The organism is Microbacterium sp. NPDC077184 (assembly GCF_040687055.1).
In the GTDB taxonomy this organism is placed as follows: Bacteria; Actinomycetota; Actinomycetes; order Actinomycetales; family Microbacteriaceae; genus Microbacterium.
Genome location: NZ_JBFBMM010000005.1, coordinates 138,653 through 160,921 on the forward strand (window position 1 = coordinate 138,653; position 22,269 = coordinate 160,921).

The 22,269-nt window shown below is 72.3% G+C and carries 19 protein-coding genes; 14 read left to right on the forward strand and 5 right to left on the reverse strand.

The window, feature by feature from the left end; genetic code table 11:
* Window positions 1-42 precede the first annotated feature (42 nt).
* Together AB0O93_RS10875 and ligD are read left to right on the forward strand one after the other, a co-directional pair.
* Window positions 43-1,137: an SseB family protein gene (locus AB0O93_RS10875; RefSeq protein ID WP_363343203.1), complete on the forward strand. Its 1,095-nt coding sequence runs from the start codon at window positions 43-45 to the stop codon at window positions 1,135-1,137.
* Window positions 1,138-1,215: 78 nt separating this feature from the next.
* Entirely contained in the window at window positions 1,216-2,244 is a 1,029-nt protein-coding gene (ligD, locus tag AB0O93_RS10880) for a non-homologous end-joining DNA ligase (RefSeq protein ID WP_363343205.1), read from the forward strand.
* Between the two features lie 18 nt (window positions 2,245-2,262).
* Here ligD and AB0O93_RS10885 read toward each other — a convergent pair whose 3' ends face one another.
* The 5 genes from AB0O93_RS10885 to AB0O93_RS10905 form a co-directional block, all read right to left on the reverse strand.
* A complete protein-coding gene (locus AB0O93_RS10885; RefSeq protein ID WP_363343207.1) occupies window positions 2,263-3,306 on the reverse strand; it encodes an ATP-dependent DNA ligase in 1,044 nt (347 codons plus the stop codon).
* A gap of 62 nt (window positions 3,307-3,368) precedes the next feature.
* Window positions 3,369-4,520 (reverse strand): AI-2E family transporter, encoded by a 1,152-nt coding sequence (locus tag AB0O93_RS10890; RefSeq protein ID WP_363343209.1) that lies wholly within the window; start codon window positions 4,518-4,520, stop codon window positions 3,369-3,371.
* A 90-nt stretch (window positions 4,521-4,610) separates the two neighbouring features.
* Complete coding sequence (locus AB0O93_RS10895) at window positions 4,611-5,147, reverse strand: GNAT family protein (RefSeq protein ID WP_363343211.1); 537 nt, start codon at window positions 5,145-5,147, stop codon at window positions 4,611-4,613.
* A gap of 43 nt (window positions 5,148-5,190) precedes the next feature.
* On the reverse strand, window positions 5,191-6,426 hold the full coding sequence (locus AB0O93_RS10900; protein WP_363343213.1) for an acyl-CoA dehydrogenase family protein: 1,236 nt from the start codon (window positions 6,424-6,426) through the stop codon (window positions 5,191-5,193).
* A 262-nt stretch (window positions 6,427-6,688) separates the two neighbouring features.
* Window positions 6,689-7,351, reverse strand: coding sequence for a TetR family transcriptional regulator (locus tag AB0O93_RS10905; RefSeq protein ID WP_363343429.1), 663 nt, complete (start codon window positions 7,349-7,351; stop codon window positions 6,689-6,691).
* Between the two features lie 162 nt (window positions 7,352-7,513).
* Between AB0O93_RS10905 and sucC the strand changes: the two genes are divergently transcribed.
* The 12 genes from sucC (at window position 7,514) to AB0O93_RS10965 (ending at window position 22,153) form a co-directional block, all read left to right on the forward strand.
* Window positions 7,514-8,680, forward strand: a complete 1,167-nt coding sequence (gene sucC / locus AB0O93_RS10910; protein ID WP_363343215.1) for an ADP-forming succinate--CoA ligase subunit beta — start codon at window positions 7,514-7,516, stop codon at window positions 8,678-8,680.
* A 25-nt stretch (window positions 8,681-8,705) separates the two neighbouring features.
* A complete protein-coding gene (gene sucD / locus AB0O93_RS10915) occupies window positions 8,706-9,608 on the forward strand; it encodes a succinate--CoA ligase subunit alpha (RefSeq protein WP_363343217.1) in 903 nt (300 codons plus the stop codon).
* 99 nt (window positions 9,609-9,707) lie between these two features.
* Window positions 9,708-10,148, forward strand: coding sequence for a nitroreductase family deazaflavin-dependent oxidoreductase (locus tag AB0O93_RS10920; protein WP_363343219.1), 441 nt, complete (start codon window positions 9,708-9,710; stop codon window positions 10,146-10,148).
* Between the two features lie 55 nt (window positions 10,149-10,203).
* Window positions 10,204-10,818, forward strand: coding sequence for a hypothetical protein (locus AB0O93_RS10925; RefSeq protein ID WP_363343222.1), 615 nt, complete (start codon window positions 10,204-10,206; stop codon window positions 10,816-10,818).
* Window positions 10,815-12,395, forward strand: a complete 1,581-nt coding sequence (locus AB0O93_RS10930; protein WP_363343224.1) for a polysaccharide deacetylase family protein — start codon at window positions 10,815-10,817, stop codon at window positions 12,393-12,395. Before AB0O93_RS10925 ends, AB0O93_RS10930 begins: the two co-directional genes overlap by 4 nt.
* A gap of 31 nt (window positions 12,396-12,426) precedes the next feature.
* Window positions 12,427-13,884: a DUF6350 family protein gene (locus AB0O93_RS10935; protein ID WP_363343226.1), complete on the forward strand. Its 1,458-nt coding sequence runs from the start codon at window positions 12,427-12,429 to the stop codon at window positions 13,882-13,884.
* 9 nt (window positions 13,885-13,893) lie between these two features.
* Complete coding sequence (gene purN / locus AB0O93_RS10940) at window positions 13,894-14,496, forward strand: phosphoribosylglycinamide formyltransferase (RefSeq protein WP_363343228.1); 603 nt, start codon at window positions 13,894-13,896, stop codon at window positions 14,494-14,496.
* A gap of 30 nt (window positions 14,497-14,526) precedes the next feature.
* On the forward strand, window positions 14,527-16,131 hold the full coding sequence (purH, locus tag AB0O93_RS10945; RefSeq protein ID WP_363343230.1) for a bifunctional phosphoribosylaminoimidazolecarboxamide formyltransferase/IMP cyclohydrolase: 1,605 nt from the start codon (window positions 14,527-14,529) through the stop codon (window positions 16,129-16,131).
* Between the two features lie 84 nt (window positions 16,132-16,215).
* The gene (locus AB0O93_RS10950) at window positions 16,216-17,742 is read left to right on the forward strand and encodes an Ada metal-binding domain-containing protein (protein WP_363343431.1); all 1,527 of its coding nucleotides are present in this window, start codon (window positions 16,216-16,218) and stop codon (window positions 17,740-17,742) included.
* On the forward strand, window positions 17,739-18,266 hold the full coding sequence (locus AB0O93_RS10955; RefSeq protein WP_363343232.1) for a methylated-DNA--[protein]-cysteine S-methyltransferase: 528 nt from the start codon (window positions 17,739-17,741) through the stop codon (window positions 18,264-18,266). The genes AB0O93_RS10950 and AB0O93_RS10955 overlap by 4 nt, the downstream gene beginning before the upstream one ends.
* A 276-nt stretch (window positions 18,267-18,542) precedes the next feature.
* Window positions 18,543-20,339 (forward strand): ABC transporter ATP-binding protein, encoded by a 1,797-nt coding sequence (locus AB0O93_RS10960; RefSeq protein ID WP_363343234.1) that lies wholly within the window; start codon window positions 18,543-18,545, stop codon window positions 20,337-20,339.
* Window positions 20,336-22,153, forward strand: a complete 1,818-nt coding sequence (locus AB0O93_RS10965; protein WP_363343236.1) for an ABC transporter ATP-binding protein — start codon at window positions 20,336-20,338, stop codon at window positions 22,151-22,153. Before AB0O93_RS10960 ends, AB0O93_RS10965 begins: the two co-directional genes overlap by 4 nt.
* Window positions 22,154-22,269 lie beyond the last annotated feature (116 nt).

Genomic DNA, 22,269 nt, shown 5'->3' on the forward strand with positions numbered 1-22,269 from the left:
GAACGGAACCACGGGCACGGGCGCGACCGTTAGGCTCGAGCGATGGCTCTCTTCTCGCGCCGACCCAAAGACCCCACTCCCGCCGACGACACCGCAGACGATGTCGCCGCGGTCCCGGCCGACTCCGACACGGCGAACTCCGCGGCGTCTGACGAGGCACTCACGGCCGAACCCGCGCCGTCGGTGTCGATCTCGATGACGTCGTTCGGCGGACTCGGCTCCGGCCCCGCGACGCCGCCGCCGGCATCCGCACCGCCCGCCCCCGAGGGGGCGACCAAGCGCGTGCTCGGGCCCGAGACGGCGCCCACCGAGGGTGTCGAATCCGTCCCCGGGCTGCGCGACAACATCCTCGTGCGGACGGCGCTGGCCGACCTCAGCACGCCTCCCGCAGCCACCGAGCTGTTGCAGGTCGCACGTCAGCTGATGCAGGGGCACCTCTTCCTGCGGGTGAAGGGAGACGCGCGCGCCCTCCTGTCCGAGGGGCGCGAGATCCCGCTCGCCGTCGCGACCGTGGGGGAGCGCCGGTTCGTCATGGCCTACTCCTCGGGTGCCGCGCTGCAGGCCAGCATCCAGGCCGACGGCGACGCCGAGACCTCCGCTCTCGCGCAGCCCTCGCTCAGCATCCTCCGGCATGTGCTCGCGCAGGGGTACGACGGCCTCATCGTCGACAACTACTCGGCGCCCGCCCGCGCCGTGATCCCCATCGAGCTGCTCACCAAGGCCCTCGAGACCCACGACGCGGATGCCGCGGTCAAGACGCTGCTGGCCGGTGCGCGCACCGACCAGACGCCGTCCGCCGTCGCCGAGGCGCTCACCCGCGCGCCCCTGTGGGTCGCGGTCGGCCAGACCCCGGACGGACGCCCCGGTCTCGCGGAGGCGCGATCGGCCGAGGGCGAGCGGTTCCTCGAGCTCTTCTCGCACCCGCTCGAGCTCGCCGTGCTCCAGCGGAAGGATCGTGCGGCCCCCGTCACGGGCGCGCAGCTCGCCGCAGCCCTCCGACGCGACGCCCAGCTCGCCGGTGTCGTGATCGATCCGGGCGGTCCCTGGATCCGATTGCGGCGCGACGACCTCGCCCCGGTGCTCGCGCTTCCGGACGAGACGCCCGCTCCGGCGACGCCCGCCCCCGACGCCGGCTGAGGTGACGGCCCGGGCGCACCGCGTGGTCGATTCCCTGACGGGGCTGTGCCCGGCATCCGCACGTCCTAGGGTCGGACCATGGCGTCCGAGCGCATCACCCTGACCGTTGCGGGACCCCACGGCGATCGTGAGGTGGGGCTGTCGAGCCCGAACCGCGTGCTGTGGCCCGCGCTCGGGATCACCAAACGCGAGCTGGCGGAGTACATCGTCGCGGTGCAGGAGCCGTTCCTCGCGGCGAACGGCGATCGGCCGGTATCCCTCGAGCGCTTCCCGGAGGGGATCGAGGGGGAGCGCTTCTACTCGAAGAACCCGCCGAAGGGCGCGCCGTCGTTCGTCGAGACGGTGACCGTGACCTACAACAGCGGGCGTCGGCATCCGCAGCTCGTCCTCACCGAGGCGGCCGCGGCGGTCTGGGCGGTGCAGATGAACACCGTCGTCTTCCACCCCTGGGCGTCCCGCGTCGCCGACACCGATGACCCGGTCGAGCTGCGTATCGACCTCGACCCGCAGCCGGGCACGGACTTCGCGGATGCCGCGCGGGTGGCGCCGGTGCTGCGCGACGTCCTCGCCGAGGCGGGGCTGACCGCGTTCGTGAAGACCAGCGGCAACCGGGGACTGCACGTGTTCTGCCCGATCGAGCCGACCCACGAGTTCCTCGACGTCCGTCACGCGGTGATCGCCGCCGGACGCGAAGTCGAGCGCCGGATGCCGGACCGGGTGACCACCGCATGGTGGAAGGAGGAGCGGGGGGAGCGCGTCTTCATCGACTTCAACCAGGCCAACCGCGACCGCACCATGGCGGGTGCGTACAGTCCGCGCGCGCTGCCGGATGCGCGCGTGTCCACGCCGCTGGAGTGGGACGAGCTCGCCGACGTCGATCCCGCCGACTTCACCGTCCGCACGGTGCCCGGTCGACTGGCCGAACGCGGCGACCCCTGGGCGAGGATGTTCGCGAGTCCCGGTCGCATCGACACGCTCCTCGAATGGTGGGAGCGCGACCTCGCCGACGGCCTCGGCGAACTGCCGTTCCCGCCGGAGTTCCCGAAGATGCCGGGGGAGCCGCCGCGGGTCCAGCCCTCGCGCGCCCGCACGCCGGACGCCGACTGAGCCCGGCGTCACGCGCGGTCAGACCAGGACGTCGGCGAGGTCGTAGGCGGCCACGCTCTCGAGCTGGTCGTAGGTGCACGAGCGGGGATCGCGATCGGGTCGCCATCGGTCGAACTGAACCGTATGCCGGAACCGCCGCCCCTCCAGCTGGTCGTACCGTACCTCGAGGACCCGCTCCGGACGCAGGCGCACGAACGAGACGTCCTTCGAGCCGCTGAAGCGGGAGCGATCGGACTCGGCCGTCACCGCCTCGCCGTCGGCGTCGCGCTCGACCCACGGTTCGAGTTCGGTTACGAGCTCTTGGCGGCGTCGATCGGTGAACGCCGACGCGCCGCCGACCGAGACCAGTTCGCCGTCGCCGTCGTACAGCCCGAGGAGGAGCGAGCCGACGCCGGAGCCCGAGCGATGGATGCGGTAGCCGAGGAGGACGACGTCGGCGGTGCGGGCGTGCTTGACCTTGAACAACGCGCGCTTTCCGGGCGCGTAGGCGGCGGCCAGGGGCTTCGCGATGACACCGTCGAGGCCGGCCCCCTCGAACTCCCTCAGCCATCGCTCGGCGACGGACGGATCGTCGGTGGTGCGGGTGACGTGCACCGGGTGCGGGACATCCGAGAGCAGATCGACCAGCGCGGCGCGACGCTCGGCGAACGGACGCCCCGTCAGGTCGGCATCCTCCCGGGCGAGGAGGTCGAAGCCGATGAACATCGCCGGGGTCTCGGCGGAGAGCGTCGCGACCCGCGAGGCGGCCGGGTGGATGCGCTGGCTGAGCGCCTCCCAGTCGAGGCGCTGCGCTCCCGGGGGGCCTGTCGGGACCACGATCTCCCCGTCGATGAGGCACGGCGCCGGGAGGAGCTCCCGGAATGCCGCGACGAGCTCGGGGAAGTACCGCGTCAACGGCTTGGCGCCGCGGGATCCGATCTCGACCTCGGTGCCGTCCCACGACACGAGGGCGCGGAAGCCGTCCCACTTCGGTTCGAAGCTCATCCCGCCCGGGGTCTTCGCCGGGTCCGGGACCGCCGGAACGGCCTTGGCGAGCATCGGCGGTGGGATGTCGTACGGCATCCCCTCATCCTGCCCGCGGTGTCGCGAGCCCGGTAGGGGGCTCGGTGGCCGGGTCGGTGGTGTCAGGCCTCGACGGTCTTCTTCGGACGCGCCCACCGCGCCGGCTTACCCGCGCCGTCCCACACCTGGATGACGCCCCACGCCGCGGCGGTGATCGGCACGGCGAGGACGGCGCCGACGATGCCGCCGAGCACGGTGCCGACGGTCAGGGCGATCAGGACCACGAACGCGTGCAGCTTCATCGCCCGGCTCATCAGCACCGGCTGGAGGAAGTTGCCCTCCAGCTGGTTCACCAGCACGACCGCGCCGACGACGAAGAGGGCGTTGACCCAGCCGTTGGCGACGAGGGCCACGAGAGCGGCAAGGACGCCGGCGAGAGTCGCGCCGACGATTGGAATGAAGGCGAGCAGGAAAACCAGGACGGCGAGCGGCACGGCGAGCGGCACATCAAGGATGAGGAGGAAGATCAAGATGCCGATCGAGTCGACGAGGGCGACCGTCGCCGTGCCGCGGACGTACGAGCCGAGCACCGTGACCGTCTTGTCGCCGATGCGGCGGCCGCGCGCGTAGTGCTCGCCGCGGAACGGGCGGAGGAGGAACTCCCACAGCTGAGGGCCGTCCTTGAGGAAGAAGAACAGGGTCACGACCATGAGCACGAGGCCCGTGAAGAAGCTCGCGACCGCGCTCACCCCGGCGATCGCGCCGGAACCGAATTGCGCGCTGGTGACGAAGTCGGTCAGCGTGTTCAGCCACTCGTCGATCTGGTCCTGCGTGGGGGCGAAGGGCAGCTGCTCCACCCAGGCGATCAGGGACGTCAAGCCGTCTTGCGCCTGGGCATACAGGTCGTCCCACTGGTCCCGCACCGCCCAGACGATGAGCCAGCCGACGCCGGTGAGGAGGAGGACGATCGCCAGCAGCGCCAGGATCGTCGCGAGGAGCGAGGGGACCCCTCGGGCCCGCATCCAGTTCATCACCGGAGCGAAGGCGCAGGCGAGGATGAGGGCGATCACCAACGGGATCGTCACCAGCGTGAGCTGCTGGATGGCGAAGATGATCCCCGCCGCCACGGCGACCACGAGGATCACCTGCAGCGCGCGGGTCGCGAGGATGCCGAAGCCGTCGGCCCACTGGCGCCACGGCGATTGCGACGCCTTCAGCTCGATGCCGTCGGACTCGACGCGGACGGTCTTCGGCTCATGATTGAACAGGCCCATGGGAGCGAGGGTAGCCCCCGTGCCGGATGCGCTTCGACGGCTTGCCGCGCCCCGCACGCGGTGATAGATCACCGCGGAGCGCGGTCGGGGTCACCGGTCGCGTCGGAGCACGGCCCAGGTGTCGAGGCTCGTCCACTCTCCCTTGAACCAGTCCGCATCGACGTTCCTGCCCTCGTGACGGAACCCGCTCCGGCGCAACAGTCGGGCGACGCTCTCGTTGCGCGCATCCGATACGGCGAACACACGATGCGCGCCGAGACCCGCGAAGAGGACGTCGACCAGGGCGGCCAACGCCTCCGTCGCGATTCCGCGGCCCTGCGCCGCGGGCGCGAGCGTCACCCCGACCTCGTAGGTGTCGGGCTGGTCGGAGAGCGGTCGCACGGCGACGTCCCCCTGCAGGGTGCCGCCGGCATCGTGGATCGCGATCTGCACCCACCGACCCGATCCGGGCTCGATCCCGGCGGGCTGGTCCCCGAGCAGCGCGTCGACATCGGCGTCGCTGGACGTCGTGCTCCAGGACTGCCACCGTGCGACATCCGGGTCACGGCGATACCGGACGAACGCCGCGCGATCAGCCGCCGTCAGCACCGACAGTGTCAGGCGCTCGGTGCGCAACGGCAGGACCATGCCGGAATCGTACCGACGGGGAGCTGCGGCATCCGCCCGGACGTCAGGCGAAGGCGCTCATCCCGGTGATGTCGCGTCCGATGAGGAGGGCCTGAATCGACTCCGTGCCCTCGTACGTGTGGATCGCCTCGATGTCGGCCATGTGGGTCATCACGCCGTACTCGATGAGGATGCCGTTGCCGCCGAGCAGGTCGCGGGCGGTCTGCGCGATCCGCCGCGCCGCGCGGGTGTTGTGGTACTTCGCCAGCGACGCCTGCGTCGGACGGAGCCCGCCCGACTGCTCGAGGTCGGCGAGGTGGCGGCAGTACAGCTGCATCGCGGTGAGCTCCTCGAGCATCTGCGCGAGCCGCTCCTGCACCATCTGGAACCGGGCGAGGGGCTTGCCGAACTGCGTGCGCTGCTGCGCGTACGACAATGCCGCCTCGTAGCAGGCGGTCGCGTGACCGAGCGCCGACCACGCCACGCCGGAGCGGGTGGCGTACAGCACGCGCGAGGCGTCCTTGAAGCTCCGCGCGCCCGGGAGGACGGCATCCGCGGGCAGACGCACGCCGTCGAGGGTGATGAGGGCCTGATGGATGCCGCGCAGCGACGCCTTGCCGCCGATGACGGTGCCGGTGTACCCGGGGTTGGACTGCTCGACGAGGAAGCAGCGGACGGCGTCGTGCTCGGGGGCGTCGGGGTCGTCCACGCGGGCCCAGACGAAGGTGATGCCGCCGGACGCGCCGTTGCCGATCCACTTCTTCGCGCCGTCGAGCACCCACTCGTCGCCCTCGCGGCGGGCGGTGGTGGCAAGGCCCACCGAGTCGGAGCCGTGGTCCGGTTCGGTCAGGGCGAAGGCGCCGGGCACCTCACCCCGGGCGAGGGGCGAGAGCCAGCGCGCCTGCTGCTCGGCGCTGCCGTAGGCCGCGAGGGTGCGGAGGGCGAGGCCGCCCTGGACGGCGACGACGGTCCCGAGCGAGCCGTCTCCGCGGGAGATCTCCATGTTCACCAGACCCGCGGCGAGCGGGGAGAAGAAGGTGAGGTCGGGGTGCTCGATGCCGTCGTTGAAGAGGTCGTGCGCGCCGAGGCTCATCGCGAGGTCGAGGGGGTACTCCGCGGCGTCCCACGCGCGCTGCATCCGGTCGCCGAGGGCGTCGACGAAGGCCTTCGCCCGGTCCCATACCTCGCGGTCGGCGGCGGGGATGTCGGCGAAGACGGCGTAGTAGTCGGTGTCCAGGCGTTCGGCGAGGTCGTAGCCGGGAACGCTCTGTCCGGGGCGGGGCTGGAATTCGTCGCTCATGCGGAGGACTCCTGGTGTCGGCGGTGGGCGCTGGCCAGTCTAGTGGCACCGAGTCTCAGTGACCCATGGACTGAGTGCCGCGCCTGCGCATACGCCGGAGTTGGCGTGCGGGGGTGCGGTGAAACCCCGGGGTGATATCGACGTTTTGGGCCCCGACGCGCCGCGGGAGTGCCGGTTTCTCCCCGCGCTTTCACGCGGAGGGCGGGTGCCCGGCGTCACGCGCGGGCAGGCGCCCCCGCCGGGGAGCGGCGGAAAGGAGGGATCAGCCGTCGAGACGCGCGGCGAGGCGGCGCGCGATCTCGGCGCGCGGCATCGTGCGGGGGAACGCGGCGACGACCAGGTCGTCGGGGGCGGCCTCGGCGTCCGGGTGCACGCCGAACCGGCGGCGGGCGTCGTCGAGCGCGGCGCGGAGGACGGATGCCGGCACGCGCTTGGAGCCGCGCAGCAGCTGCCGCAGCACGTGGTTGTGCACAGCGGTGACCACGGCGGAGAAGCCGACGGCATCCAGCGGATCGAGCCCGGGGATGGCCGCGCGCAGGTACTCGTCGAACAGGCGCTCGTAGCGGAAGACCGTCACGATCTCGCGGTCGCGCAGCGCCGGCACCTCGCGGACGACGGTGTACCGCCGCCGCGCGAGCTCGGGGTCGGCCGCGAAGTGGGAGTAGACCAGGAGCGAGGCCTCGCACACCGCGTCCCAGGGGTCGTCGTGCGGGCCGGCGAGGAAGTCGCGCACCTGCGCGAGCAGGAGTTCGTGGTCGGCGAAGACCACGTCGTCCTTGCCGCCGAACTGGCGGAAGAAGGTCGACCGCGACACTCCCGCGGCCTGGGCGATCTGCTCCACGGAGGTCTGGTCGAAGCCCTGGCGTGCGAAGAGGTCCAGCGCGGCAGCCACGACGTCGTGACTCGCGCCACCCGCCGGTGGCATCTCGGTCATGGAGCGAGCATAGCGCCGGGGCCGTCGTCCGCCCGATCCCGGCGGGACGAACCCGTCTTCGCGCGGTAGTAGGCTGGGAGACCTGTCGATCTCTCGACATCGAGATTCTTTCGGCGTCACCCACCCACATTCGCCCCACCGAAGGACTGCACTGTGGATCTGTACGAGTACCAGGCACGAGACCTCTTCGAGAAGTACGGGGTGCCGGTCCTTGCCGGCATCGTCGCGGACACCCCCGAGGAGGTGAAAGCGGCCGCCGAGAAGCTCGGTGGCGTCGTCGTCGTCAAGGCCCAGGTCAAGACCGGCGGTCGCGGCAAGGCCGGCGGCGTCAAGGTCGCCAAGACCCCCGAGGAGGCCTACGAGGCTGCGAAGGCGATCCTCGGCCTCGACATCAAGGGCCACGTCGTCAAGCGCGTGATGGTCGCCGCGGGCGCCCGCATCGAGGAGGAGTACTACTTCTCCGTGCTGCTCGACCGTGCCAACCGCTCCTACCTCGCGCTCGCGAGCGTCGAGGGCGGCATGGAGATCGAGCAGCTCGCGGTCGAGAAGCCCGAAGCGCTCGCGCGCGTCGAGGTCGACCCGCTGACCGGCATCGACCAGGCCAAGGCCCTCGAGATCGCGCAGGCCGCGAACTTCAACGACGAGCTGGCCCCGAAGGTCGCCGACGTCTTCGTCAAGCTCTACGAGGTCTACACGGGCGAGGGTGCGACCCTTGTCGAGGTGAACCCGCTCATCCTCGACGGCGACGGGAACATCGTCGCCCTCGACGGCAAGGTCACCCTCGACGAGAACGCCTCGGAGGTCCGTCATCCCGAGCACGAAGAGCTCGAAGACAAGGATGCCGCCGACCCGCTCGAGGCGAAGGCGAAGGCCTCCGGTCTCAACTACGTCAAGCTCGACGGCGAGGTCGGCATCATCGGCAACGGTGCGGGACTGGTCATGTCCACGCTCGACGTCGTCGCCTACGCCGGCGAGAACCACAACGGCGTCAAGCCCGCGAACTTCCTCGACATCGGCGGCGGCGCCTCGGCGACGGTCATGGCCGCGGGCCTCGACGTCATCCTCGGCGACCCGCAGGTCAAGAGCGTCTTCGTCAACGTCTTCGGCGGCATCACCTCCTGCGTCGCGGTCGCCGAAGGCATCGTGAAGGCCCTCGAGATCCTCGGCGAGACCGCCACCAAGCCGATCGTCGTCCGCCTCGACGGCAACCAGGTCGAGGAGGGCCGCGAGATCCTCGCCGGCGCCAACCACCCCCTGGTCACCCTCGCCGCCGGTATGGACGAGGGCGCCGACAAGGCCGCCGAGCTGGCCGCCGCCTGAGCGTCACCACGAAAAGGACCAGAACATGTCGATCTACCTCACCAAGGACTCCAAGGTCATCGTTCAGGGCATCACCGGCGGTGAAGGCACCAAGCACACCGCGCTGATGCTCAAGGCCGGCACGAACGTCGTCGGCGGTGTCAACGCCCGCAAGGCCGGCACCACCGTCTCGCACGTCGACGCCGCCGGGAACACCGTCGAGCTCCCCGTCTTCGCCTCCGTCGCCGAGGCGATGGAGAAGACCGGCGCCGACGTCTCTATCGCGTTCGTGCCCCCGGCCTTCACGAAGGACGCGATGATCGAGGCCATCGATGCCGAGATCCCGCTCCTCGTGGTCATCACCGAGGGCGTGCCCGTCGGCGACACCGCCGAGGCCTGGGCGTACACGAAGAGCAAGGGCGAGAAGACCCGCATCATCGGGCCCAACTGCCCGGGCATCATCACGCCCGGCGAGGCGCTCGTGGGCATCACCCCCGCCAACATCACCGGCAAGGGCCCGATCGGCCTGGTGTCGAAGTCCGGCACCCTGACCTACCAGATGATGTTCGAGCTGCGCGATCTCGGGTTCTCCACCGCGATCGGCATCGGCGGCGACCCGGTCATCGGCACCACGCACATCGACGCGCTCGCGGCGTTCGAGGCCGACCCCGAGACCAAGGCCATCGTCATGATCGGCGAGATCGGCGGCGACGCCGAGGAGCGCGCGGCCGAGTTCATCAAGGCCAACGTCACCAAGCCGGTCGTCGGCTACGTCGCGGGCTTCACCGCCCCCGAGGGCAAGACCATGGGCCACGCCGGCGCCATCGTGTCGGGCTCCGCGGGCACCGCCCAGGCGAAGAAGGAGGCCCTCGAGGCCGCCGGCGTCAAGGTCGGGAAGACCCCGTCCGAGACCGCGTCGCTCATGCGGGAGATCATCGAATCCCTCTGATCCGCGAACCCCGCGGACACCGCGCGAACGCCCCGTTCGGCTCCGGCCGGCGGGGCGTTCGCCGTTCCGCCGCGGCATCCGCGCGGGTAACGTGGGGGCATGCCGCTGACCGGAGAGTACAAGCCGTCCACGTCCGAATGGGCCCGCACGCAGGCCGAGCGCTATGAGGCTTCGGGCGGCACCGAGGACAACCTCCTGCGGGGCGTGCCCATCATCGTCCTGACGACGGTCGGGGCGAAGTCCGGTGGCCTGCGCAAGACCGCGCTCATGCGCGTCGAGCACGAGGGGCGCTATCTCGTCGTGGCCTCCAAGGGCGGCGCACCCGAACACCCCGCGTGGTACCACAACATCGTGAAGAGCCCGCACGTCGAACTGCAGGACGGGGCCGACAAGCGCGACTACCTCGCCCGCGAGCTCGACGGTGCCGAGCGCGACGAGTGGTGGCAGCGCGCGACCGCCGTGTGGCCCGACTACGACGCCTATCAGGAGCGCACCGAGCGCCGTATCCCGATCTTCCTCCTGGAGCCCTTCACGGAGTGATCACGGTCCGCCCGGCATCCGTCCGGGCGTCCGCGCCACCCCCTACACTTCCCCCATGGGCGGAGGCGCGAGTGCATCGATGACGGATGCCGCGCCCGCCGCCGCCGGCCCGACGAGGCCCCTCCGTCCGTCGCCCGGGTGGGCGATGGGTGCAGCGATCGTCGGCGCTCTGCTGGTGGCCGCGGTCGTCGCCGTGGGTGCGCTCGTCGCCGTGCCGCCCTCCGTGGCCAACCTCGCCAGCTCCACCGCGGACGGGGTGGCCGCCGAGCCGCTGGGCGCGGACGCGGGCGCGGATGCCGCAGTCGTCGTGCCGGCCGGCTGGATCGTCGTGCGCGGGAGCGAGGAGGAAATCCTCGTCCGCACGCCCGACGCCGTTCTCGAGGCGCGTGTGCGCGCGGCATCCGTCCCGGCGGAGGAGGCGCTCGCCGCCGCGGTGTCCGGCATCGCCGACGAGATCGGTGCGGCGCCGGGCGCGGAGCGACGTGAAACCCTCGCCTCGGGGACGTTCGCGGTCCACGTCGACATCGACCCGTCCGTCACCATCGCAGCCGTCGCGGAGTCCGCCGTGGCGCGCGGAAGCGTCGTGGTCGAGGCGCGCATCCGCGACGACGTCGATCCCGCGCGTTACCGGGCCGCCCTCGCCCAGCTCCTCGACGGGGTGAGCCCGTGACGCGCCGCGGCGCCCGCCGCCTCCTCGCGGCGGCCGCGGGGGCCACCCTCCTCCTCGCGGGGTGCGCCCCGGTCGGCGACCCCCGATGGACGCCCCCGGACTGGAGCGCGGCAACGGTCCGGGTCGTCGCCGAGCCCGACGTCGTGGACGTCGACACGACCGCGGTGGCGGCATCCCTCACGGCGCAGCGCATCCGCAACGACGCCGTCGGCATCCAGGCGCGCTGGTCCCAGCTCCCCGGCCGGGGCGCCGTCGTCGACCGTTTCAACGATGCCGTCGAGGCGATCGTCCGCGACGCGGTTGCCGCACAGAGCGCGACGGCCGGCGTCGCCTACCGGCCCGCCGCGCACCCCGAGGGGGCCGGGCTGGAAGACCGCACGTGCGTCGCCGGATCCACCACGCGCACGGCAGCCGAGATCCTCGCCGACCCCGCGCTCGGCCCGGACGGCGGATCGGGGACGGCCGTCGTCTGCGACGTCGTCGTGGCGGCGGGGTCGATCCTCGCCCAGCGGATGCGGGTCATCTCGGGCACCGCGGAGGCGGTCGCCGCCGACCGCATCGAACTCCTCTACGTCGACACCGCGACGGGGGAGGTGTCGCCCGCCACCGGGCTCTGGCAGGACGACGCGCTCGATGCCCTCGGTGCCGACATCGTCGACGCGCTGCGGCGGGATGCCGGGGCGCTGAGCCTCGCGGCGGCGACGTTTGAGGGCGATGAGCAGCGAGAGGTGCTGCGCACGGCCCTCGCGACGACCGTGCCGGGGCCGGACGGCGGGCTCGCGTTCACGGTCCCGGCGGGCTTCCGTGCCCCCGAGCTCGCCTCGCTCGGCGCGGCGGAGACCTCCGAGCCGCTCACCGTGGCGGTTCCCGCCGAGCGTGCCGCGGCGCTCGTGACCCCGCTCGGCTCCGCCGTCCTCGCCGCGGTCGGGCAGTCCTACGCCGGCCCTCCCGCCGTACCGGCCGGGTTCGACCGCCTCGACTGCGCCCTCGTCCCGTGCGTCGCCCTCACCTACGACGACGGGCCGACCGTGCACACGCCGCGCCTGCTCGACGAGCTCGCCGAGCTCCGCGCGAGCGCGACGCTCTACGTCCTCGGCCAGTACGCCGCCGGTGCCCCGGACACGGTGCGCCGCGCCGCCGCCGAGGGGCATGAGATCGGCAACCACACCTGGAACCACCCGTCCCTGCCCTCGCTCACGCCGGAGCAGGTTCGCGACCAGCTGGGGCGGACGACGACGCTCCTCCGCTCGCTCTCGGGTCAGCCGGTGGCGACCTTCCGACCGCCCTACGGCGAGTTCACCGCGGAGGTGCTCGCGGCCGCGGGGGAGCCCGCGATGATCTGGACCGTCGACACGCGCGACTGGGCGGGACCGGCGGAGTCCGAGATCATCACGCGGTCGGTGGAGGGGGCGACGGTCGGCGGGATCATCCTCCTGCACGACACCCAGGAGCGGTCCGTGTCGGCGACGCCGGCGCTCGTCTCCGGCCTCCGCGACCGCGGCTTCTCCACCGCGACGATCACCCAGCTCTTCGACGGCGACCTCCCGGCATCCGGAGCGTGGCGCGCCGCACCGTGAGCGGCACGGCCGTGGGTAGGGTCGATCGGGCATGTATCGCCTCACCATCGCCCTCCTCGCCGCCTTCGACGCCGTCATCGCCGCCGTCGTGGGCCTGGCGGCGTCCCTCGCGCCGTTGACCCTCCTGTGGGTGCTCGGCTTCGACGGTCTCCCCGACCTCGGGACGCTGTGGCCCGCCGCGGGGACGGTGTGGCAGCTGGGGCACCTCGTTCCCCTGGCGATCACCCTGCCGCCGGAGTACGTCGCGGCGATCGGCGTCGACCCCGCCGCGGCATCCTTTCCGCTCTCGCTCGCCCCGCTCGCGTTCGCGGGGTTCACCGCGGTGTTCGCGGCACGATCCGGGCGCCGGGCCGCCGACGCCGGCTCGGGGCTCGTCGGTGCGGGCGCCGGCAGCGTCGTGTTCGCCGCCATCGCGACCCTTGTGGCCCTGAGCGCCCGCACCGACGTCGCGGTGGCCGACCCCGCGCTCGCGATCATGCTGCCCGCGCTCGTCTTCGCCGTTCCCGCCATCGTCGCGGCGATCGTGGCGCAGTGGGATGACGCGGATGCCGGACCCGTCGCCGCCGTCCGCGACCGCCTCGAGCGCGCTCGGACGGAAGAGGCGGTGCGCGCGACCGCCGCCGGTCTCGCCGTCATCGCTGCCGGTGTCGTCGGGCTCGGCGGCCTCGCGGTCGTCGCCGCCGTCATCGCCGGGATGGGGGAGGTCATCTCGCTCACCCAGGCCGCCGGCGTCGATCTGGTCGGATCGCTCGTGCTCGCCCTCGGGTCCTTCCTCTACCTCCCGACGCTGTGGGGTTGGGGGGTCGCCTTCGTCGCGGGCCCGGGCTTCACGCTGGGGGAGGGCACCGCGATCGCACCGGGTGGAACGGATGCCGGGATCGTGCCGGGCATCCCGATCCTGGGCCTGCTCCCGTCGGGCACGTCGCCATGGCTGCTCCTCCTCGGTCTCCTCCCGGTGGGGGTCGGCGCCCTCGCGGGGCACATCGTGCGCCGCCGGCTGCGCGACGGCGCGGTGGAGGACGCCCCCGTCGCCACCCGCGCGATCGTCGCCGGGGTGCTCGGTCTCCTCACCGCAGGCATCGGCGCCCTCCTCGCCGTCGTCACCTCCGGCGGCATCGGCCCGGGCCGTTTCGAACGAGTGGGACCGGAACCGGGACCCCTCGCGCTGGTCCTCGGACTCGAAGTGGTCGTCGGCGCAGCGATCCTCCTGCTCTCCCCGCGCGGACACGACGGCGACGAGACGGTCGAGCTGCACCGCGACGAGGATCGGGGCGCGTCCGACCGTGCGTCCGCGGCGGTGGTGTTCGCCGACCCCGCGCCCGCCCCGGCCCCCGCTCCGATGGTGTTCGCCGACGGGGAGACCGAGGACCTCTCGGCGCTGGCCGTCCCCTCCCACGCCGTGCCCGACGCCGCGCCCGATCCCGCGGACGACGTCACGGAGGATCTCTCCGATCTCCGCGGATCCGGCGGCGAGGACCCTCCCCGCTAGACTTGCCCGGTGCTCACCGTCGCCGTCCTCATCTCGGGCGCCGGGTCGAATCTGCGGGCTCTGCTGGAAGCGGCGGCCGAACCGGATTTCCCCGCGCGAGTGATCGTCGTCGGCGCCGACCGCGAGGCCGACGGCTTCGGGCACGCCGAGTACTTCGGCATCCCGACCTTTCTCGTCCCGTTCGAGCAGTTCGACTCCCGCGAGGCGTGGGGCGCCGAGCTCGGCGCGCAGCTCACGGTCTGGCAGCCGGATCTCGTCGTGCTCAGCGGGCTGATGCGCCTCCTCCCGGCTGATCTCGTCGCCGCGTGGAGTCCGCGGATCATCAACACCCATCCGGCCTATCTGCCGGAGTTCCCCGGCGCGCACGGCGTGCGCGACGCCCTGGCCGCGGGCGTCGATCAGACCGGCGCGAGCGTCATCCTCGTCGACGCCGGTGTCGACTCCGGGCCGATCCTCGCCCAGGAGCGCGTCCCGGTGCTCCCGGACGACGACGAGCACGCCCTTCACGACCGCATCAAGCCCGTCGAACGCCGCCTTCTGATAGACGTGGTCCGCCGCGTCGCGACAGGCGGCCTCGACCTCGCCGCCGCCGCCCGGGCGTCGGCATCCTGACCTCCCGTCCGATCCTCCGAGGAGACCGCCATGGCAGGCCCCACGCACGACCCCGCCCTGTACACCCCCCGCGACGTGGTCCCCATCCGTCGCGCGCTGCTGTCGGTGAGTGACAAGACCGATCTGCTCGTGCTCGCCGCGGCCCTCGCCGAAGCCGGTGTCGAGATCGTCTCGACCGGCTCGACGGCGGCGACGATCCGGGATGCCGGGCACGACGTCACCGACGTCTCGGCCGTCACGGGCTTCCCCGAGTCGCTCGACGGCCGCGTGAAGACCCTCCATCCCGGCGTCCACGCGGGTCTCCTCGCCGATCTCCGTCTCGACAACCACCGCGCGCAGCTCGGCGAACTCGGCATCCAGCCGTTCGAGCTCGTCGTGGTGAACCTCTACCCGTTCGTCGAGACGGTGCGCTCGGGCGCCGAGGGCGACGCCGTCGTCGAGCAGATCGACATCGGCGGCCCCGCGATGGTGCGCGCCTCGGCGAAGAACTACGCCAACGTCGCGATCGCCGTCTCGCCCGAGAGCTATCCCGCGATCATCGACGCCGTCCGCGCCGGCGGCACGAACCTCGATCAGCGTCGCGACCTCGCCGCACGCGCCTTCGCCCACACGAGCGAGTACGACCGCGCCGTGGCGACCTGGTTCGCGGAGGAGACGCTCGCCGGCGAGGGGCTCCCGAACCACCTGACGATCACCGCCGAGCGGTTGGAGACCCTCCGCTACGGCGAGAACTCGCACCAGCGCGCCGCGATCTACACCCGCGTCGGCGGGCACGGCATCGCGCAGGCGACGCAGCTGCAGGGCAAGGCGATGTCGTACAACAACTACGTCGACGCCGACGCCGCCCTCCGCGCGGCGTTCGACATGGTCAAACCGGCCGTGGCGATCATCAAGCACGCGAACCCGTGCGGCATCGCCGTGACCGCGCCGAACGCTCTCGACCCGATCGCCTCCGCCCATCTGCGCGCGCACGAGTGCGACCCGGTCTCGGCGTTCGGCGGGGTGATCGCGGCCAACCGCACCGTGACGCTGAAGATGGCCGAGAACCTCCGCGACATCTTCACCGAGGTCATCGTCGCACCCGACTTCGAGCCGGAGGCCCTGGAGGTCTTCCGCCTCAAACAGAATCTCCGCATCCTTCAGCTGCCGGCGGACTGGCAGCAGGAGCGCATGGACGTCCGGCTCGTCTCGGGCGGACTCCTGCTGCAGGACGCCGACCGCTTCCCCGACGACATCGAGTCGGTTGCGCAGAACTGGGAGCTCGTCTCGGGCGAGCGCCCCGACGCCGAGGAGATGACGAACCTCATCTTCGCCTGGAAGGCCTGCCGCGCGGTGAAGTCCAACGCGATCGTCCTGGCGAAGAACTCCGCCACCGTCGGCATCGGCATGGGCCAGGTCAACCGCGTGGACTCGTGCCGCCTCGCCGTCGAACGCGCCGGCGATCGTGTGCGGGGGGCGGTCGCGGCATCCGACGCCTTCTTCCCGTTCGCCGACGGGCCGCAGGTGCTGCTGGACGCCGGGGTCTCGGCGATCGTGCAGCCCGGCGGGTCGGTCCGCGACGCCGAGGTCATCGAGGCGGCCCGCCAGGCGGGTGTGACGATGTTCTTCACCGGGGAGCGTCACTTCTTCCACTGACGCCGGGGCGGCGGCCACCGTCGTGTCCGATTTCCGCCAGCCGGTGTCGGCGGGGCGTGTCAGGCTGGGGGAGTGCACCCCGGAATGACCTTCGACGAGCGGTACCGCGCGATCCACGCGCGCGACCGCCGCTTCGACGGGCAGTTCGTCACCGCGGTGCGCACGACCGGCATCTACTGCCGGCCGAGCTGCCCCGCCCGCACGCCCCGCGCCGACAACGTGACGTTCTACCCGACGTCGGCCGCCGCGCACGAGGCCGGGTACCGTGCCTGCAAACGCTGCCTGCCCGAGGCGGCTCCCGGGTCTCCCGCGTGGGATCTCCGATCGGATGCCGCCGCCCGCGCCATGCGGCTGATCGCCGACGGGGTCGTCGACCGTGAGGGCGTGCCGGGTCTCGCGCGGCGTCTCGGGTACTCGCCGCGGCATCTGACCCGACTCCTCACGAGCGAGCTGGGCGCCGGGCCCCTCGCCCTCGCCCGCGCGCAGCGGGCGCACACCGCGCGCACCCTCCTCGTCGGCACCGACCTCTCGGCGGCCGAGGTGGCCTTCTCCGCCGGGTTCTCCAGCATCCGGCAGTTCACCGAGACCATCGGCGAGGTGTTCGGGATGCCGCCCACCGAGCTGCGCGCCCGGCGCCCGCGCGCGGCGACGGAAACTCCGGTCGCGGGCACGATCGACCTGACGGTGCCGCGGCGCGACCCCATCGACACCGTCGGGCTCTTCGGGTGGATGCGTGCGCACGCCGTCCCGGGGGTCGAGCACGGCGACATGACGAGCTTCTCGCGCACGGTGCGACTCGCGGGCGGACCCGCCTGGTTCTGCGTGCACGAGACCGTCGACGGACGGCTCCGCCTCCGCGCGCGACCCGCGGTGCTCGCCGACCTCGCCCCGCTCCTCGCGCGGGTCCGGCGGCTGTTCGACCTGGACGCCGATCCGCTCGCCGTCGACGAGGCCCTTGCGCGGCATCCGGAGCTCGCACCCGCGGTGGCGGAGATCCCCGGCGTCCGCGTCCCCGGCGCGATCGACGCCCCCGAGATGCTCCTCCGGGCGATGATCGGCCAGCAGATCAGTGTCGCCTCCGCCCGCACCCTCCAGGGGCGGCTCGCGGCGGCGCTCGGCGATCGGATCGGGACGGGGGAGGAGGCGTCGACCCTCTTCCCCGAGCCGGCGGTGATCGCCGAGCGCGGCGCCGAGGTGCTGCGCGGGCCAGGCGCGCGCATCCGCGCGATCATCGACACCGCCGCGGCGCTCGCCGACGGCACCCTCGCGCTCGGTCCGGGCGACGACCCGGCCGAGCAGCGGGCGCGACTCCTCGCCCTCCGCGGCGTCGGTCCGTGGACCGCGGACTACGTGCGTATGCGGGTCCTCGGCGACCCCGACGTGCTGCTCCCGGGCGACGTGGCCGCCCGCACCGGCGCCGGGCATCTCGGGCTCCCCTCCGATCCGGCGGGGTTCACCGCGTGGGCCGGGCGCACCGCCCCCTGGCGCAGTTACGCGATGGCCCACTTCTGGTACGCCGCGCCGGTGACGCGCTCCTGGCGCGCCCCCGTCCCCGCGCCGCCCGCCGCCGCGGCGATCGCCGATCCCGTCCCGCAAGGAGCACCCGCATGACCTCCGCCCTGTTCCAGGTCGTCGACACCCCCGACGGTCCGTTCGCCCTCCTCGCGGACGCGGGGGACGGGGCCGTCCTCGCGTCGGGCTGGACCGCCGACCGCGATGCGCTCGTGGCGCGCCTGTCTCCTGCGCACCGTCCGGTCGCGATCCGCGACGGCGTGACGGATGCCGCGACCGCCGTCGCCGACTACTACGCCGGCGACCTCCGCGCGATCGACGGGGTCGCCGTCTGCGCGTGGGGGACGCCGCTCCAGCGATCCGGGTGGGACGCCCTCCGCCGCATCGAGCCCGGCGCGCCGCTGACCTACACCGGACTCGCGGCAACACTGGGTGCCCCGCGCGCCGTCCGGGCGGCCGCCTCCATCTGCGCGCGCAACGCCCCGGCGCTCTTCGTGCCGTGCCACCGGGTGCTCCGCACCGACGGCTCCCTCGGCGGCTTCGCGTGGGGCGTCGCGGTGAAGCAGAGCCTCCTCGCGCGTGAGAAAGCGCTTGCGCAGACCGTCGCTGCGGGCGTACGGTAGAAGGCTGTCGCGTCCGCTCCGGGCGCGCTCGGGTTCTGCCCGCTCACCTGAGGAGGACGCCATGATCCAGGCCGCCGACGTCGCGAAGACCGCCGCCTTCCTCCCCGCGGGTGCCCCCGTGTACGGACCGGGCTCCAACCGCTAGGCCCTCCCCGGCTCTCCCGCTCGCGGGCATACCCCGCTCCTTTCCGCGTTCTCCTCTCGGGGAGACCGCACCCGCGCTCGCCCGCGCCCACCTCGCCCGATCCGGGCCCGCTCCACCTCCCCACAAGGATCATGACCGCTACCGCCAGCCCGAAACGGCCGACCGTCTCCACACCGCGCGCGCTCGCGCGGCTCCTCCCCTTCGCACGCCCGGTGCTGCCGCGCCTCGCCCTCGGCGCCGCCAGTGCGCTGGTCGCGAGCCTGCTGGCCCTGGCGATCCCGCTCGTCCTCGAACAGGTGGTCGCGGGTCCGCTCGCGTCCGGCGACATCGCCCTGATCGCGTGGGGCGCCGCGGCGATCCTCGGGCTCGGCCTGACCGAGGCGCTCATGGTGTGGCTGCGCCGCTGGTTCGTCCTCGGCCCGTCGACCAAGGTCGAGTACGGGCTGCGCACGAGCTTCTACGCCCGCCTCCAGCGCCTCCCCGTCTCGTTCCACGACCGCTGGCAGTCCGGCCAGCTCCTCAGCCGCATGATGCAGGACATCAGCATGCTGCGGCGGTGGATGGCGTTCGGCGTGGTGCTCCTGGTCGTGAACACCCTGACGATCCTCGTCGGCACCGCCCTGCTCTTCCGCTGGCACTGGGCGCTCGGCACCCTGTTCCTTCTCGTCTCGGCACCGCTGTGGTACGCCGGCTACCGCTTCGAGAAGACCTACGGCACCCTCGCCCGGCAGAGCCAGGACCAGGCCGGCGATCTCGCCACGAGCGTCGAGGAGAGCGTCCACGGCATCCGCGTCCTGAAGGCGTTCGGACGGGGCACGCACGCCCTCCGCAAGTTCGCGCGCCAGGCCGAGACCCTCCGCGAGACCGAGCTCGACAAGGCCCGGGCCGTCGGGTGGATCTGGTTCTGGCTGGTCCTCCTTCCCGACATCGCCTTCGCCCTGTGCCTCGGGCTCGGCATCTTCCTCGTCCAGCTCGGTCAGTTGCAGACGGCGGAGCTCGTGGCGTTCTTCGCGATGGCCGTGGTCCTCCGCTGGCCGATGGAGTCGATCGGGTTCCTCTTCTCCTTCACCCTCGATGCGCGGACGGCCACCGACCGCATCTTCGAGGTCTTCGACGAGGAGAACACCATCACCGACCCCGCGACGCCCGCGACCCTCGCCGCCCCGCGCGGAGAGCTCGCCTTCGAGGGCGTCCACTTCCGGTATCAGGATGCCGCGCCGCACGAGCGCGACCTCCTCGACGGCGTCGACCTGCAGCTGAGACCGGGGGAGACGATGGCTCTCGTCGGCCTCACCGGGTCGGGGAAGACGACGCTGACGACGCTGCCCACCCGCCTCTACGACGTCACCGGCGGGCGCGTGACGCTCGACGGCGTCGACATCCGCGACCTGTCTCTCCGCGAACTCCGCACCCACATCGGGATGGCGTTCGAGGACGCGACGCTGTTCTCGCAGACCGTGCGCGAGAACGTCCTGCTCGGCCGCGAGGACCTCGATCCCGCCTCGCCCGAGGGGGAGACCATCATGCGGGAGGCGCTCGCCGTCGCGCAGGCGCACTTCGTCGACGACCTCCCCGACGGCGTCGACACCGTCATCGGCGAGGAGGGGCTCTCCCTCTCCGGCGGACAGCGTCAGCGCCTCGCGCTCGCGCGCGCGGTCGCGGCCCGTCCCGCCGTCCTGGTCCTCGACGACCCGCTGTCCGCGCTCGACGTCGACACCGAGAAGCTGGTCGAGGACGCGCTCCGCGAGGTCCTCCACTCCACCACCGCGCTCGTGGTCGCCCACCGTCCGTCGACGGTGACCCTCGCCGACCGGGTGGCGCTGCTCGAAGCCGGTCGTGTCACCGCCGTGGGCACCCACTCGGAGCTCCTCCGCGAGAGCGAGCACTACCGGCACGTCATCTCCAGCCTCGAGGAGGCGAACCCGTGACCCCCACCACCGTCTCCGGCACGAGCGGCGAGGACCGCTCGGACTACACCCGCGAGGAGAGCCGGGCGATCCGGCGACGCTCGCTGCGGCTCCTCGGCTCGCTCATCTCGCCCGTGCGGGGCCAGCTGATCCTCGCCGGCGTCGTGCTCGTCGTCTCCACGGCCCTCCGGGTGATCGGCCCGGCCCTCATCGCGTTCGGCATCGACAGCGCCCTCCCGGCGGTCCTGGACGAGATGGACTGGATGCCGACGATCGGTGTCGTCGGGCTCTACCTCCTCACCGCGGTCAGCGGCGCCGCCCTCATCGGCTGGTACGTCGTGGTGGCGGCCCGCCTCACCCAGGCGATCATGCTGGACCTGCGCAAGCGCATCTTCCTGCACACCCAGCGGCTGAGCCTGGAGTTCCACGAGTCGTACACGTCGGGCCGCATCATCTCCCGGCAGACGAGCGACCTGGACACCATCCGCGAGCTCCTCGACGGCGGGCTGAACGAGCTCGTCTCGGGCGTCATGTTCGGTCTGTTCACGCTCGTCGCCCTCCTGCTGCTCGACTGGCAGTCGGGTGTGATCCTCGCCGTCATGGGCATCCCGCTGTTCCTGCTGATGCGCTGGTTCTACCTGCGCTCGCAGCGGGTGTACCGCGAGTCGCGCGTGGTGAGCGCGTCGGTGATCGTCAAGTTCGTCGAGTCGATGACCGGCATCCGCGCCGTCAAGGCGTTCCGCAAGGAGCCCCGCAACGACGAGGAGTTCGGCGGTCTCGCCGAGCATTACCGCGACGTGAACATGCGCTCGATCCGCCTGTTCGGAACCTTCGAACCCGGACTCATGGCGATCGCCACCGTCTCGCTCGCCCTCATCGTGCTGTGGGGCGGCATCCGTGTCGCCGACGGCGCGATCGCGGTCGGTGTCCTGACGGCGGCCGTCCTGTACGTCCGGAACTTCTTCTCACCGCTGCAGGAGGTCGCGTTCTTCCTGAACTCGTACCAGTCGGCCACGGCGGCGCTGGAGAAGGTCTCCGGCGTCCTCGACGAGGAACCGACCGTTCCCGACCCGGACGAGCCGGTCGACCTGTGGGCCGCGCGCGGGCACGTGGAGTTCCGCGACGTGACCTTCCGGTATGCGGACGGGCCGACGATCCTGCCGCACTTCTCGCTCGACATCCCCGCGGGGCAGACCATCGCCCTGGTCGGGACGACCGGGGCGGGCAAGTCGACGCTGGCCAAACTCGTCTCCCGCTTCTACGACCCGAGCGTCGGCGCGGTCACCCTCGACGGTGTCGACCTCCGCCGACTGCATCCGAAGGACCTCCGCCGAGCGATCGTCATGGTCACGCAGGAGGCGTACCTCTTCAGCGGCACGGTCGCCGACAACATCGCGCTCGGCAAGCCCGACGCGACCCTCGAGGAGATCACCGATGCCGCCCGCGCCGTCGGCGCGCACGCGTTCATCGAGGCGCTCCCCGACGGCTACGCGACCGACGTGAACAAGCGCGGCGGCCGGGTGTCGGCCGGTCAGCGGCAGCTGATCTCGTTCGCGCGCGCGTTCCTCGCCGACCCCGCGGTGCTGATCCTCGACGAGGCGACCGCGTCGCTCGACATCCCCTCGGAGCGGCAGATCCAGCAGGCGCTGCAGACACTCCTCGCCGACCGCACCGCGATCATCATCGCGCACCGCCTGTCCACGGTGGCGATCGCCGACCGGGTGCTGGTGATGGAACACGGGCGCATCATCGAGGACGACGAGCCCCGCGCGCTGATCGAGGGATCGGGCAAGTTCGCCCAGCTCCATGCGGCGTGGCGGGAGTCGCTCGTCTGACACCGCGCGCACCGCGCGCATCCCGCGTGCACGATCGCGGAGATGTGCACGATGACGGATGCCCTGAGGGCACCGTGTCCGCGATCGTGCGCATCTCCGCAATCCTGCTCGGGCCC

Excerpts from the sequence above, each read along its gene's own strand:
- AB0O93_RS10875 (WP_363343203.1), top strand. The coding sequence starts at position 43 with ATGGCTCTCTTCTCGCGCCGACCCAAAGACCCCACTCCCGCCGACGAC.
- ligD (WP_363343205.1), top strand. The coding sequence starts at position 1,216 with ATGGCGTCCGAGCGCATCACCCTGACCGTTGCGGGACCCCACGGCGAT.
- AB0O93_RS10885 (WP_363343207.1), bottom strand. The coding sequence starts at position 3,306 with ATGCCGTACGACATCCCACCGCCGATGCTCGCCAAGGCCGTTCCGGCG.
- AB0O93_RS10890 (WP_363343209.1), bottom strand. The coding sequence starts at position 4,520 with ATGGGCCTGTTCAATCATGAGCCGAAGACCGTCCGCGTCGAGTCCGAC.
- AB0O93_RS10895 (WP_363343211.1), bottom strand. The coding sequence starts at position 5,147 with ATGGTCCTGCCGTTGCGCACCGAGCGCCTGACACTGTCGGTGCTGACG.
- AB0O93_RS10900 (WP_363343213.1), bottom strand. The coding sequence starts at position 6,426 with ATGAGCGACGAATTCCAGCCCCGCCCCGGACAGAGCGTTCCCGGCTAC.
- AB0O93_RS10905 (WP_363343429.1), bottom strand. The coding sequence starts at position 7,351 with ATGCCACCGGCGGGTGGCGCGAGTCACGACGTCGTGGCTGCCGCGCTG.
- sucD (WP_363343217.1), top strand. The coding sequence starts at position 8,706 with ATGTCGATCTACCTCACCAAGGACTCCAAGGTCATCGTTCAGGGCATC.
- AB0O93_RS10920 (WP_363343219.1), top strand. The coding sequence starts at position 9,708 with ATGCCGCTGACCGGAGAGTACAAGCCGTCCACGTCCGAATGGGCCCGC.
- AB0O93_RS10925 (WP_363343222.1), top strand. The coding sequence starts at position 10,204 with ATGGGCGGAGGCGCGAGTGCATCGATGACGGATGCCGCGCCCGCCGCC.
- AB0O93_RS10935 (WP_363343226.1), top strand. The coding sequence starts at position 12,427 with ATGTATCGCCTCACCATCGCCCTCCTCGCCGCCTTCGACGCCGTCATC.
- purH (WP_363343230.1), top strand. The coding sequence starts at position 14,527 with ATGGCAGGCCCCACGCACGACCCCGCCCTGTACACCCCCCGCGACGTG.
- AB0O93_RS10950 (WP_363343431.1), top strand. The coding sequence starts at position 16,216 with ATGACCTTCGACGAGCGGTACCGCGCGATCCACGCGCGCGACCGCCGC.
- AB0O93_RS10955 (WP_363343232.1), top strand. The coding sequence starts at position 17,739 with ATGACCTCCGCCCTGTTCCAGGTCGTCGACACCCCCGACGGTCCGTTC.
- AB0O93_RS10960 (WP_363343234.1), top strand. The coding sequence starts at position 18,543 with ATGACCGCTACCGCCAGCCCGAAACGGCCGACCGTCTCCACACCGCGC.